This is a genomic window from Stenotrophomonas sp. GD03958, assembly GCF_029839005.1.
GTDB classification, from domain to species: Bacteria; Pseudomonadota; Gammaproteobacteria; order Xanthomonadales; family Xanthomonadaceae; genus Stenotrophomonas; species Stenotrophomonas hibiscicola.
Genome location: NZ_JAOBZT010000050.1, coordinates 1 through 13,462, shown reverse-complemented (window position 1 = coordinate 13,462; position 13,462 = coordinate 1). Strand labels below are relative to the sequence as shown.

Below are 13,462 nucleotides of genomic sequence, written 5' to 3'. Positions count from 1 at the left end.
CGCGCACGGCAAAGCACCGCAGCGAAGGCGGAAGCGCAGCAACGGGATCATCGCGGTCGCGCAGTCAGCGGCCGGAGCTCACAGGGGTGTAGGGAGTGCAGGTCGAGAGCCTGCGGGCGTCATCCGCCGGGATCCAGCGCGAGGCGGTGGAAGAGCAGGGCGGGAGCCATCGTGGCAAGCGAAGCGCCGGTCGGCAGTGCTTCCCACGTAACAGGTGCGCCCGTCACGTAGTGGGTCGTGTCGATCATCCGTTCATCATAACGGCATGAGCGTGAGCATGCAGCGAAGCGGACAATCCTGCACGCTATGTTCCAGGCTGCCTGTTCAGGTGCTTCAGGCCGACTTCGCCATCAATCCGAACACGGTGCAGGCCATGGCCAGTGCGCCAGGCAGCGCCAGCCGGCGCGTGACCAGCGCGGCGCCGATCATCGTCAGCACCGAGAGCATGATGGCCAATGCCAGCAGCGGTTGGCCCAACAGGAACTGATGGATGCAACCTGCACAGCCGGCGATCGCCAAGCTGCAGGCAAAGTAGACGCGGAACAGTGAGTCAGCGTACACAGGAGTTCCTCGCGATGACGGAGGCCATAGCGGCAGGCGCGCTGGCAAATTTAGCGCTGATTGCAGATTGCGATGATCGGATCACATCCTGTGCGCGCTCTGGTGACATCGGCGTGCATAAGGTGGGGCATACACCCACTTTTCGGATCGATGGAGGATGCAATGGCGCGGACGATTCCCCAGGGAACGCTGATCGTGGTAGCCGACGGTGGGTCGGCACGGGTGTTCACCAACGTGGGTAGTGAACACCAGTTGACCCTGAAGCAGGAGGGCGAACTGCGCCTGCAGGACATCAGTGAGCAGGGTGTGTCCGGGCAGGGGCCTGCGGGTGCAGTGCCGAAGGACATGTCGGTGTCGCAGCTCAATGAGGCCACGTTCGCCAAACAGGTGGCGGAACAGCTCAATGAGGATGCATTGAAGAACCGCTATGCGCACTTGGTGCTGATCGCGGATCCGACCACGCTGGGTCGCATTCGTCCGCTGCTGCATAAAGAGGTCCAGGCGCGATTGCTCGGGGATATTGCCAAGGATCTGACCAACGCGCCGCTGGAAGACATCCAGAAGGCACTGGCGGCGTAGCGCTCATGCCGTTCATGCGTGATCACCTTGCGAACGAGCCCACCTCTGCGGAGGTGGCGGCGCAGGCTGGCTGGCAGGTGCTGGAGTTCGGTGCGCCTTGGTGTGGCCACTGCCAGGCCGCGCAGCCTGCTTTGCAGGCCTTTGTCGACGCCAACGATCTGCCGCACTGGAAGATCGAGGATGGCAAGGGCAGGCCCCTGGGCCGAGCGTTCAAAGTGAAGCTGTGGCCGACGGTGGTGCTGCTGCACGATGGAGAAGAGGTCGCGCGGGTAGTGAGGCCGCTGGACAGCGCGGACCTCATGTCGTTGCAGGGCGCGCTTCCCGATTGAAGATTGAACGGGCGTAGGGCGCCTGGCAGTCGCACTGCAGCATGCGGCGTGCCAGGTGCGGTGCTAGCATCCGGCTACCACCTGAATCGATCCAAATGCCGATGCCCACGCTGGACCGTCGTCTCCTGATCGCTGTCGCCGCCACGGCGATGTTCGCTTCCGGCCTGGCTTCGGCTGCGCCTGCCAGAGCTGCCGCCGACAAGGCCTATGCCTCGGTCGACCCGTTCATCGGCACCGGTGGCGAAGGCCACACCTATCCGGGTGCGACGGTGCCGTTCGGCATGGTCCAGCTCAGCCCGGACACGCGTATCCAGCCGCGCGAGAAGGCCTACGGTTGGGCGGCCGGCTACCGCTACGACGACAGCAGCATCGTCGGCTTCTCGCACACCCATTTTTCCGGCACTGGCCATTCCGATCTGGGCGACATCCTGCTGATGCCGTTCACCGGCAGTCCCGGCCTGGAGCGTGGCGATCCCGAGAAGCCGCGCAGCGGCTATGCCTCCCGCTTCCGCCATGATGACGAGAAAGCGGAGCCGGGCTACTACGCGGTCACGTTGGACGATTACAAGGTGCGTGCCGAGCTGACCACCAGTACCCGCGTGGGGGTGCATCGCTATGCGTTCCCCAAGGGTACCGACGCCAAGGTGCTGCTGGACATGCGCACCAGCATGTACGACTACGCGGGCAAGGTGTTGTGGTCGCGGGTGCGGGTGCGTGCCGACGGCACGGTGACCGGCTTCCGCGAGACGCGCGGCTGGGCGCCGGGCCGCCAGCTGTATTTCGCGATGCGCTTCTCGCGCCCGCTGGCCGGGCATGAGCTGCACAACACCGAGCAGGACATCGTCTACAAGGGCTTCCCGCCGCCGGGCGAGAAGGATCCGTCCCAGCGCGCACAGATCGAGGGCCGTCAGCTGGTCGGTTCCTTCGCATTCGGCAAGCTGGACGCACCGCTGGTGGTCAAGGTTGCCATCTCGCCGGTCAGCGAGGCCGGCGCCATTGCCAACCTCGACGCGGAAGTGGCCGACTTCGATTTCGACCGCGTGCGTGCGCAGGCGAAACAGGAATGGACGCAGGCGCTGTCGGTGCTGGATATCGATGCACCCGAGCATGCTCGCCGCAGCGCCTATACCGCGCTGTACCACACACTGTTGGGGCCGACGCTGTTCATGGATGCCGATGGCCAGTACCGCGGCCCGGACAATGCGGTGCACAAGGCGGATGGCTTCACGAACTACTCGACGTTCTCGCTGTGGGACACCTACCGCGCGCTGCATCCGTTGCTGACGCTGGTGCAGCCGGAGAAGCGCAACAGCGACTTCGTCAATTCGATGCTGGCCCACCATGAGCACAGCCCCTACGGCATGCTGCCGGTGTGGTCGTTCCATGGCCTGGAAGACTGGTGCATGATCGGGTACCACGCGGTGCCGGTGATTGCCGATGCCTACGTGAAGGGCATTCGTGGCTTCGACGCCGACAAGGCACTGAAGGCGATGATCGAGACTGCCAACTACGGCCCCTATGACGGCATCGCGCAGTACCGCGAGCTGGGCTATGTGCCGATCGACGAGGAAGGCGAGGCCGCCAGCAAGACGCTGGAGTACGCCTTCGATGACTGGACCATCGCGCGCATGGCGCAGGCGATGGGCAAGACCGATGTGGCGGCGATCTTCGACAAGCGTGCCGGCAACTGGCGCAATGCCTTCGACAAGGACACCGGCTTCATGCGTGCGCGCAAGCGCGATGGCAGCTTCCGCACGCCGTTCGACCCCAGCGCCAGCGGCTATGGCACCGACTACACCGAAGGCAACGCCTGGCAGTACTCGTGGTACGTGCCGCAGGACGTCGCCGGCCTGGCGGCAGCACATGGTGGCAGTGACAAGCTGCTCGCGCGCCTGGACGAGGTGTTCAACGCCAAGGTGGATCCGTCCATCTTCGAGCACATGGAAGACATCACCGGCCTGATCGGCTGGTACGCGCACGGCAACGAGCCCAGCCACCACGTGGCCTACCTGTATTCGTATGCAGGTCAGCCGTGGCGCACCCAGGCGCGGTTGAAGCAGATCATGGACACCCAGTATGCCGACCGCCCCGATGGCCTGGCCGGCAACGATGATGTCGGCCAGATGTCGGCGTGGTATGTGTTCACCGCGCTGGGCTTCTATCCGGTGGCACCGGGCTCGGGCGAGTACATCCTCGGCCGCCCGTTCCTGCCGAAGACCGCGATGCGCCTGCCCAACGGCAAGACGTTCACCATCGTGGCCGATGGCCTGGATGACAAGCACACCTATGTGGGCAGCGTGAGCCTCAACGGCAAGCCGCTGCAGCGCACCTTCCTGCGCCACGACGAGATCCTGGCCGGTGGCGAGCTGCGCTTCAGCATGCAGGCCGAGCCGAACAAGGACTGGCCGGGGCAGGGCGCGCAGGCGCCCTATTCGATGAGCCGATGACGCGCACTCGGTAGGTGCCGACCTTGGTCGGCACGCTTCACGGGTGACCAGGAACCTGTAGAGCCGAGCCCATGCTCGGCTCAGGCATCGTGCCAGGAGCAGCCGAGCATGGGCTCGGCTCTACAAGGGCGGTTCAACAGCGCTCATCGGAACCGCAACCCCACCCGCGCACCGCCGATCGGGGCGGTATCAATCATCAAGGTCGCGCCATGCCGCTGCGCGATCTCGGCCACGATCGCCAGCCCCAGGCCGCAGCCATCGCCCTCGCTGCTGGCCCGGTAGAAGCGTTCCGTGACGCGCGTGCGTTCGGCCTCGGCGATGCCGGCGCCGTCATCGTCTACCCATACCTGCACGCCGCCCGCGTCCTGCCGAACGCCGAGGGTGATTACGCCGGGCACGGCACCGTAGCGCAGCGCGTTGTCCAGCAGGTTGCCCAACGCTTCGCGCAGCAGCTGCGGATCGCCCTGCACCTGCACGCCGTCGTCTGGCCCCTCGTAGCCCAGGTCAACGCCCGCCGCCAACGCACGGTCGGCGTAGCGCTCCACCACCCCGCGTGCCAACGCAGCCAGGTCCACCGGTTGCAGTGGCAGTGCGCTGCCATGCGGATCTTCCGAGCGGCTGAGCATCAGCAGCTGGTTGACCAGATGCTGCAAGCGGGCCAGCCCGGCAAGCGTGCCGGACAGCGCCAGCTGCTGGGCCTGCGGGTCGTGCTGGCGCAATGAACTCTCCAGCTCCACCTGCATCGCTGCCAGCGGTGTGCGCAGCTGGTGCGCGGCATTGCTGACAAAGCGCCGCTGCGCATCCTGCATCGCGTCCAGACGCTGCAGCAGCGCGTTGTAGGCCTCTACCGCCGGCCACAGTTCGCGCGGTGCCTCCTGCGCGGGGTCCAACGGTGCCAACGGATCCGGCCGCGGGCTGGCCAGCTTCCGCGCAACCAGGTTGGCATGGCGAGCGGCAGCGCCTGTACCGGACCAGGCCAGCCACGCCGCCAGTGCCAGGATCGCGGCCTGGAAGGGAACGCTGGTCAGCAGCAGCTTGCGCTCCAGCCGGTGGCGTTTGCGAAGCGTCTCAGCCACGCGCAGCCGGATGTCATGGCCCGGTCCGGCGCTGACCACCACCTCGACCATGCGCACGGCCTGACCACGCAGCTGCGCATCATAGTAGACCGCGTCGTCACTGTTGGCGGACGTCGCCGGGCGGGGCAGGGCTTCGGGCAGGTCGCCATACAGACGCCCACCCTCGGCATCGACTACCTCGCCATGCACTTCGTCGGCGGTGTCCCAGCTGAACATGCGCGAGACGGCTGGGGTGATCTCGATCGAAGCACGACCATCCTGCACCGTCACCAGCTCGGACAACGACATCGCCGAATCCAGCAGCCAGCGGTCGTAGACCTGGCCGGCATAGAACCGGGCCAGCGCAAATGAACCCACTGCGCTGCACAGCAGCAGTACCAGCAGCGGTAGCCAAAGGCGCCTGAGCAGCAGGCCACGCAGGCTGTGCACGCGCTCAGTCACCCACGGCCTCCAGCCGGTATCCAAGCCCACGCAGCATACGGATGCCGACGCCGGCGCGCGCCTGTTCCAGTTTGCGGCGCAGGCGGCTGACATGCACCTCGATCACCGACAGGTTGGCCTCGTGGTCCCAGCTGTACAGCGCATCGAACAAGCGCTGCTTGGTGACGGTGCGGCCGGGATGCTGCATCAGTGCCTCGACCAGCGACAGCTCGCGCGCGGTCAGTTCGATGCGCTGGCCTTCCACCTGCACTTCATTGCGGATGCTGTCGAAGCACAACCGGCCCAGCCGCTTCTTTGCCGGTGCGTCGCTTCGCCGGCGTGACAGCGCACGCAGGCGCGCCTCCAGTTCACCGAGTGCAAATGGCTTGGCCAGATAATCGTCGCCACCCCGGTCGAGGCCGAGGATGCGGTCCTCCACACCGTCGCGCGCGGTCAGGATCAGCACCGGCAGGGTGACGCCGTCGTTGCGCAGGCGAGAGAGCAGGTCGAGGCCGTCGACATCGGGCAATGAAAGGTCGAGCACCATCACGTCATACGGTGCGCTGGCCAATGCCGCCGGCGCGTGCAGTCCACGCGAGAGGTGGTCGCACAGATGACCGGCACCCTGCAGGGCGCGGATCAGTCCATCGGCCAGAGCGGCGTCGTCTTCGATCAGCAGGATTCGCATTGCAAGCTTCGTGCAAGGTTGGGGCAAGTTTGGCGCAAGTGCATCACCTTACCGTGGCGTGCATGAATTTCTCCTCTCGTCTAGCGGCCGTGCTGGCCACGCTTCTGTGCGCGCCTGCGGCTTCGGCGCTGTCCCTGCAGGAAGCGCAGCGCGCAATGGAAGCACACAACCCGGACCTGCGCGCGGCGGCACTGGAGCTGCGCGGTGTGCAGGGCGATGCGCAGACGGCTGCATTACGCCCGTCCACCGAGCTGTCGATCGGCACCAGCAAGATCAGCCCCAAGCATGGTATCGGCCCCGGACGCTGGCAGGACAAGCGGGTGGACAGCACCGTGGGCCTGGGCTGGACCTGGGAGCGCGGCGGCAAGCGCGCACTGCGCATCCGCCAGGCCGACGCGCTGCTGGAAGTGGCCGGGCTGGAGATGCTCGATGCGCGGCGTCGCCAGCAGGTGGCGCTGCATGAAACCTATTTCGGCCTGAAGCGCGCCCAGGAGCGGGCGCGGATTGCTGATGCCAACCGGCAGAGTTCGGCCGAGCAGATGGCGGCGGCGGACAAGCAGGTCGCGACAGGGGCGATGGCACCGGTGGATCGCGCGCGGCTGGCGGTGGACGATCTCGCCGTAGCCGACGCGGCGCGCGAGGCGGCCCTGGATCTGCGCGATGCACGGCATGCGCTGGGGCTGCTGCTCGGCCGCGACGACAGCCATGACCTCAGCGCCGATGATCCGTGGCCAGACCCCGCAGGCAGGGTGGATACGGGTGCGTTCGACCCGCAGCAGCGTGCCGATCTGCGCGCGGCACGTTCGCGCCTGGCCGCGGCCGACGCCGGCGTGGCGCTGGCGCGCAGCGAGCGCCAGCGCGACATCCAGCTGGGTGTGGAGGCCGAGCGCGAGCCGACCGACATCAGCGGTGTCACCTGGGGTGTGTCATTGACCATTCCGCTCGGCGGCCCGTCACGTGCACGGGGCGCGATCCAGCGTGCCGAAGCCGACCGTGACAGCGCCGCGCTGGAGCTGCAGGTACTGCAGCGCGAAGCACGCGCCGAGCTGGACCAGCTGCAGGCCAGCGCGCAGTCCGCCGCACAGCGCCGCAGCGACTATGAGGGACTGCAGTCCGACGCCGCACGCAAGGCGGTGCAGGGCATCGAACTGGCGTACCGGCGCGGCGCCGCCAGCCTGACCGATCTGCTGGATGCGCGCCGCAGCTGGCGCGACTTCGAGACGGCGCTGATCGATGCGCGTGCCGACCATGCCATTGCCCTGGCGCGCTGGGAAGCGGCCACATCCGTTGCTGAAGGAGAGTCCCGATGAAGTCCACCGTCGCTTATCGACCGCAGGCGCGACAGGCCGTGCTGCCGGCCTTGCTGGCGCTGGCCCTGCTGGGCGGCTGCGGCCGCGAACCGGCGTCGTATACCGAGGACGCACCGAAGGTCAGTGCTGGCCAGATCCAGTTTCCTGCCGGTAGCCGCCAGCTGCACGTGCTACGCAGCGAGGCGGTCACCGCCGGCGCCAGCGCCAGCCTGCAGCTGCCGGGCCGGGTGGTCTGGGACGAGACGCGCTCCAGCGCGCTGCGTACGCCGTTGGCCGGGCAGGTGGCGCGTATCGAGGCACAGCCGGGGCAGAAAGTGAAGGCGGGCCAGGTGATCGCCTGGATCACTTCGCCCGAATTCGGCCAAGCCCAGGCGGAGGGCGTGCGCGGCCGTGCCCAGCTGCAGCAGGCGCGCAAGGAGCTGGAGCGCACCCGCGAGTTGCATGCGGCAGGTGTGGCGTCGGGCCGCGAACTGGACGAGGCCGAGGCCAATTTCGCCGGCAGCCAGGCCGATCAAGCGCGTGCGACCGCCTTCGCCAAGGCCTATGGCAATGGCCAGCACGTCGATCAGCGCCTGCCGTTGCGCGCGCCGATCGATGGCGTGCTGGTGGAGCGGCGGATGAGCCCGGGCATGGCGGTCAGCCCCGACAGCGAACAGCCGCTGGCGGTGATTGGCGATCCTGACCGCCTGTGGTTGCTGCTGGATGTACCGGAGAGCCTGGCCGGACGCTTGAAGGCGGGCATGCAGGTGAGCGTGCCCGGCGCCGATGGACAGCCGCAGCAGGCGACCCTGCAGCACGTGGATGACTTCGTCGACAGCGAGCGCCGCGTGGTGCAGGCGCGCGCCGAACTGGACAACCGTGCGCGCGGTTTCAAGGCGGGCCAGTACGTGCGTGCGCAGGTGGCAGTGCCGGCCGAGGGCGGTGTCTCGCTGCCCGATGCTGCGGTGCTGCTGATCGACGGCAAGCAGGTGGTGTTCGTGGAGGAGGCCAAGGGCCGCTTCGCGCGCCGCGCCGTGCGTGCCGAGGAACTGGGTGACGGCCGCCTGTGGGTGCGCGAGGGCCTGGCGGTTGGCAGCAGGGTGGTGGTCGAGGGCGGCCTGCTGTTGCAGCAGCTGGTCGACAGCGCGCCAGCCGCCGCCAGCACCGGCACGGGGCACGCCGCCCCATGATCGATCGCCTGATTGCCTATTGCCTGCGCCAGCCGCTGATGGTGATGCTGGCACTGCTGTTGTTCATCGGCGGCGGTATCGCCGCGTTCCGCGTGCTGCCAGTGGAGGCCTTTCCGGATGTGTCCGATACCCAGGTGACAGTGGTATCGCTGCACCCCGGGCGCGCGGCCGAAGAGGTGGAGCGTGAGGTGACGATGCCGCTGGAAGTGGCGCTGTCCGGCATTCCGCATTCGGTGCGGGTGTTCTCGCATACGCAGTTCGGCCTGTCGATGATCATCCTGACCTTCGATGACAAGGCCGACGATTACTTCGCGCGCCAGCAGGTGCTGGAACGCCTGCAGGGCGTGGAGCTGCCGGAAGGGGTGACGCCGGAGCTGGAGGCGATGAGCTCGGCGGTGGGCGAGATCTACCGGTACGTGCTGAAAGGCCCGCACCTGACACCGACCCAGCTGCGCACCGTGCAGGAATGGACGATGGAGCGCAGCCTGCGCACCGTGCCGGGCGTAGCCGATGTGATCAGTTTCGGCGGCTTCGCGCGTACTTTCCAGGTCAAGCCGGATCTGGACAAGCTGCGTGACCGCGGCATCAGCCTGGCTGAGTTCGCCGAGGCGCTGGAGAAGGGCAGCTCGAACGCAGGCGGCGGCTACGTGGAACGTGGCCAGCAGCAGTTCCTGATCCGCGGCGTCGGTCTGATGCGTTCGCCGGCCGACATCGGCAACGTGGTGGTCGCGCAGCGCAGTGGCACGCCGATCCTGGTGCGCGACCTGGCCGGCATCGCCGATACCGGCCTGCCTCGGCAGGGCCTGGTCGGCCAGGATGACAACGACGATGCGGTGTTCGGCATGGTGCTGATGCGCAAGGGCGAGAACCCGTCCGACGTGCTCGACGCCCTGCATGCGCGCATCGCCGAGATCGAAGCGAACCAGCTGCCGGGCGGGGTCAGCATCGAGCCTTTCTATGACCGCTCGTGGCTGGTCTCGACCACGCTGAAGACCGTCTTCAGCAACCTGCTGGAAGGCGCGGTGCTGGTGTTCCTGGTGCTGTGGCTGTTCCTGTACAACGCCCGTGCCGCGCTGATCGTGGCGGCGATGATGCCGCTTGCGCTGCTGTCGACCTTCCTCGGCCTGCATCTGTGGGGCGTGCCGGCCAACCTGCTGTCGTTGGGCGCGATGGACTTCGGCATCATCATCGATGGCGCCGTGATCGTGACCGAGCACATCGTCTCGAGATTGTCGAAGCTGCCCCCTGCGGCCGACCGGAAGACACGGTTCTCGACCATTCTTTCGGCAGCGTCGGAAGTGGGGCGGCCGACGTTCTTCTCGATGCTGATCATCATCGCCGCGCATATCCCGATCTTCACCCTGCAGCGCCAGGAAGGCCGCATGTTCGCGCCAATGGCGTACTCGGTGACCTCGGCCCTGATCGGTGCGTTGATCCTGGCGCTGACCGTGGTGCCGTTGTTCTGCTACTGGTGGCTGCGGCGCGACCGCATGCGCGACGGCAATCCGCTGATGGACCGCCTGACCGGCTGGTACCGGCCGATCCTGGAACGCGCACTGGCCCGCCCGCGTGCGGTGGTGCTGACTGCGGTTGCGCTGCTGGTCGGCACGCTGGCGCTGGGCACCCGGTTGGGTTCGGAGTTCCTGCCCGAGCTGGACGAAGGATCGATCTGGCTGACCGCCACGCTGGACCCCAGCACCAGCCTGGTCGAGGCGCAGCAGCAGTCGCGGCGCATCCGCGAGCTGGTCGGCACCTTTCCGCAGGTATCGACGGTGGTGGCCAAGCTGGGACGCCCGGAAGACGGTTCCGATGCCAAGGGCGCCAACCAGATCGAGGCGCTGGTGGCGTTGAAGCCGGAAAAGGAATGGCCGAAGGGCGTGGACAAGCGGCAGCTGGTCAGTGATCTGCAGCGTACGCTGGAGCAGCGCATTCCGGGCCCCGAGTTCTCGATTTCGCAGCCGGTCCGCGACAACATCCTGGAGAGCATCTCGCAGATCAAGGGCCAGGTGGTGATCAAGGTCAGCGGCTCGGATCTGGATGTACTCAACCAGCAGGCGCAGGCGATCCTGGGCCAGGTGCGTAGCGTGGAGGGCGTGGAGAGTGCCTTCATCGACCGTGACGGCTCACTGCCGCAGCTGCAGATCGAAATCGACCGCGACCGTGCTGCGCGCTATGGCTTGAACGTGCGCGACATCGACGAGGTGATCGAGACCGCACTGGGCGGGCGCCAGGTCGGCGAATTCTGGGAGGGCGACCGCAAGTTCCCGATCACGCTTCGTCTGGACGACGCCGATCGTGACCTGCAGCGGCTGCGCACGGTGCCGGTCGGCATCGGCGATGGCCACACGGTGACACTGTCCGACGTGGCCGACTTCCGCATGGCCAGCGGCGCGATCAACATCTCGCGCGAGAACGCACAGCGGGTGAAGGCGGTGAGCATCTTCATCGCCGGGCGTGACATGGGCAGCGTGGTGGCCGACATGCGCAAGCGCGTGGACGCCAGCGTGCAGTTGCCGGAAGGCTACCGGCTGGAATGGTCCGGGGAGTTCGAGAACCAGCAGCGTGCGATGAAGCGGCTGGGCTGGGTGATTCCGCTGTCGGTGTTGATCATCTTCGTGCTGCTGTTCGATGCCTTCAAGGACATCAGCAGCGCCGCGCTGATCCTGGCCAACGTGCCGCTGGCGATGATCGGCGGCATTCTGGCCCTGTGGCTGACCGGCATTCCGCTGTCGGTGTCGGCGGCAATCGGCTTCATTGCATTGTTCGGGCAGGCGGTGCTGAACGGCGTGGTGATGCTCAGCCGCTTCGCCCAGTTGCGCGAGCAGGGCATGGACCTGCTGCAATCCGTGGTGCAGGGCTCGCTGCAGCGCCTGCGCACGGTGCTGATGACCGCGCTGCTGGCGATGTTCGGTTTGCTGCCGATGGCGACCTCGCATGCGATCGGCGCCGAGACCCAGAAGCCGCTGGCGGTGGTGGTGATCGGTGGCCTGCTGTCGGCGATGCTGCTGACCCTGCTGGTACTGCCCACGTTGTACTACTGGGTGCATCGCCGCCGCGAGGCGCGCATCGCCTGACCTACCTGTAGAGCCGAGCCCATGCTCGGCTGCTTCTGGCCTTTGCGCGAAGAGCAGCCGAGCATGGGCCCGGCTCTACAAGGGCGTCGCGCCATGCGTGGATGCCACCTGTTCGAACTACACCATCCCGCCGTTGGCGCGCAGCACCTGGCCATTGATCCATCCGCCATCGGCACCGGCCAGGAAGGCCACGGCACCGGCGATGTCCTCTGGCGTACCCAGCCGCTCCAGGGGGTTCATCTTCGCCAGCCGCTCGATCAGCTCCGGTGACTTGCCCTCCAGGAACAGATCGGTGGCGGTCGGGCCCGGCGCCACGGCGTTCACGGTGATGTTGCGCCCGCGCAGCTCCTTGCTGAGGATCGCGCCCATGGTCTCCACCGCCGACTTGCTGGCCGCATACACGCTGTAGTTCTCCAGCCGGGTCCCGACCACGCTGGTGGACAGCGTGACGATGCGCCCGCCGTCGCGCACCCGTCGCGCGCTTTCGCGCAGCACGTTGAAGGCGCCCTTGAGGTTGATGCCGATCACCCGATCGAACAGGGCGTCGTCGGTGTCGGCGAGCGGCGCCAGCTGCAGCACGCCAGCGCTGTTGACCACCACGTCGATGCCGCCGAAACGGGCCTCGATGGCGTCGAACATCTGGCGCACCGCCTGCGGATCGGCGACATCGGCCTGCAGCGCGGTGGCCTGCGCACCGGCGGCGTTGAGTTCGGCCGCCAAGGCTTCGGCGTCGTCGCGGTGGCCCGCATAGTTGATCGCGACCGCATGGCCGTCGGCGGCGAGCCGGCGGGAGATGGCGGCGCCGATGCCACGGGAGCCGCCGGTGACCAGGGCGACAGAGCGGGCGGGGGAGAGGGTCATGGGTGGCTTCCACTGGGACACGCCGGAGCGGCGCAAGGGCCATGTTCGCGCCATCGCACGTTCGGATAATCCTGCATAATCCGCCAACATCATCCGGATAGCCGAACAATGGACCGCTTCACGGCCATGCGCGCCTTCGTCCGTATCGTCGAGCGCCGTAGCTTCACCCGGGCGTCCGAGGACCTCGGCCTGCCGCGGGCCACGGTGACCGACGCGATCAAGGCGCTGGAACAGCGGCTGGGCGTGCGCCTGCTGCACCGCACCACGCGGCTGGTGGTGCCGACGCTGGAAGGCGAGGCCTTCTACGGCCGTTGCCTGCGTCTGATCGCCGACATGGACGATGCCGAGGCTGCGTTCCGTGATGCCCCGCCACGCGGCCCGTTGCGCATTGAAGTGCATGGCACGCTGGGCCGGCACCTGCTGTTTCCGCACCTGCCGGAATTCCTGCAGCGCTATCCGGAGATCGAGCTGGACGTCAGTGAAGGCGACCGCTATGTCGATCTGCTGCGCGAAGGCGTGGATGCGGCGTTGCGGGTGGGGACGCTGGCCGACAGCGATCTGGCGGCGCGCCGGTTGACGATGCTGCGCGAGGTGACGGTGGCCGCGCCGGGTTACCTGCAGGACAAGGGTGTGCCCGGCAGCATCGCGTCCCTGCTGGGCGGCCATGAAATGGTGGGCTATCGCTCCAGCGCCACCGGCCAGCTGATTCCTCTGGAGTTCCAGCAGGGCGGGCAGGTGCGCTACGTGCCGCTGCCGGCGCGGGTGCGAGTGTCCGGTGCGGACGCGTTCCTTGGTGCCGCGCTGGCGGGCCTTGGCATCATCCAGGCTCCGCGCTACCGGATGGACCCGTATATCGCGCGCGGGCAGCTGGTGGAGCTGTTGCCGGACGCGCCGCCGACCCCAAGCCCGTTGAGCCTGGTCTACCCGCGCAACCGCACGCCGTCGCCA

12 protein-coding genes are annotated in these 13,462 nt (G+C 67.4%); 7 read left to right on the top strand and 5 right to left on the bottom strand.

What is annotated here, in order from left to right:
* Positions 1–119: 119 nt before the first annotated feature.
* Together N5C25_RS14315 and N5C25_RS14310 are read right to left on the bottom strand one after the other, a co-directional pair.
* Positions 120–248 (bottom strand): hypothetical protein, encoded by a 129-nt coding sequence (locus N5C25_RS14315; RefSeq protein WP_260832929.1) that lies wholly within the window; start codon positions 246–248, stop codon positions 120–122.
* Positions 249–333: 85 nt separating this feature from the next.
* Positions 334–561 carry a hypothetical protein gene (locus tag N5C25_RS14310; RefSeq protein WP_058980567.1) on the bottom strand — a complete coding sequence of 76 codons (228 nt, stop codon included), beginning with the start codon at positions 559–561 and terminating at the stop codon, positions 334–336.
* A gap of 162 nt (positions 562–723) precedes the next feature.
* Here N5C25_RS14310 and N5C25_RS14305 point away from each other — a divergent pair, with 162 nt between their 5' ends.
* The 3 genes from N5C25_RS14305 (at position 724) to N5C25_RS14295 (ending at position 3,916) form a co-directional block, all read left to right on the top strand.
* Positions 724–1,140: a host attachment family protein gene (locus N5C25_RS14305; RefSeq protein ID WP_251102699.1), complete on the top strand. Its 417-nt coding sequence runs from the start codon at positions 724–726 to the stop codon at positions 1,138–1,140.
* 5 nt (positions 1,141–1,145) lie between these two features.
* Positions 1,146–1,469, top strand: a complete 324-nt coding sequence (locus N5C25_RS14300; RefSeq protein ID WP_279937159.1) for a thioredoxin family protein — start codon at positions 1,146–1,148, stop codon at positions 1,467–1,469.
* A gap of 95 nt (positions 1,470–1,564) precedes the next feature.
* A complete protein-coding gene (locus N5C25_RS14295) occupies positions 1,565–3,916 on the top strand; it encodes a GH92 family glycosyl hydrolase (RefSeq protein WP_279937158.1) in 2,352 nt (783 codons plus the stop codon).
* Positions 3,917–4,059: 143 nt separating this feature from the next.
* On the opposite strand, the gene N5C25_RS14290 is transcribed toward N5C25_RS14295, so the two are convergent.
* Together N5C25_RS14290 and N5C25_RS14285 are read right to left on the bottom strand one after the other, a co-directional pair.
* The gene (locus tag N5C25_RS14290) at positions 4,060–5,433 is read right to left on the bottom strand and encodes a sensor histidine kinase (RefSeq protein WP_279937157.1); all 1,374 of its coding nucleotides are present in this window, start codon (positions 5,431–5,433) and stop codon (positions 4,060–4,062) included.
* Entirely contained in the window at positions 5,426–6,100 is a 675-nt protein-coding gene (locus tag N5C25_RS14285) for a response regulator (protein ID WP_279937156.1), read from the bottom strand. Before N5C25_RS14285 ends, N5C25_RS14290 begins: the two co-directional genes overlap by 8 nt.
* A 62-nt stretch (positions 6,101–6,162) precedes the next feature.
* Here N5C25_RS14285 and N5C25_RS14280 point away from each other — a divergent pair, with 62 nt between their 5' ends.
* The 3 genes from N5C25_RS14280 to N5C25_RS14270 are packed head-to-tail and all read left to right on the top strand — an operon-like array spanning position 6,163 to position 11,653.
* Entirely contained in the window at positions 6,163–7,410 is a 1,248-nt protein-coding gene (locus N5C25_RS14280) for a TolC family protein (protein WP_279937155.1), read from the top strand.
* Positions 7,407–8,579, top strand: a complete 1,173-nt coding sequence (locus N5C25_RS14275) for an efflux RND transporter periplasmic adaptor subunit (RefSeq protein ID WP_279937154.1) — start codon at positions 7,407–7,409, stop codon at positions 8,577–8,579. Before N5C25_RS14280 ends, N5C25_RS14275 begins: the two co-directional genes overlap by 4 nt.
* Complete coding sequence (locus N5C25_RS14270) at positions 8,576–11,653, top strand: CusA/CzcA family heavy metal efflux RND transporter (RefSeq protein ID WP_279937153.1); 3,078 nt, start codon at positions 8,576–8,578, stop codon at positions 11,651–11,653. The genes N5C25_RS14275 and N5C25_RS14270 overlap by 4 nt, the downstream gene beginning before the upstream one ends.
* Positions 11,654–11,770: 117 nt before the next feature.
* On the opposite strand, the gene N5C25_RS14265 is transcribed toward N5C25_RS14270, so the two are convergent.
* Complete coding sequence (locus N5C25_RS14265; RefSeq protein WP_279937152.1) at positions 11,771–12,514, bottom strand: SDR family oxidoreductase; 744 nt, start codon at positions 12,512–12,514, stop codon at positions 11,771–11,773.
* A 108-nt stretch (positions 12,515–12,622) separates the two neighbouring features.
* Here N5C25_RS14265 and N5C25_RS14260 point away from each other — a divergent pair.
* Positions 12,623–13,462, top strand: an 840-nt coding sequence (locus tag N5C25_RS14260) for a LysR family transcriptional regulator (RefSeq protein WP_279937151.1), incomplete at its 3' end; no start/stop codon positions are given.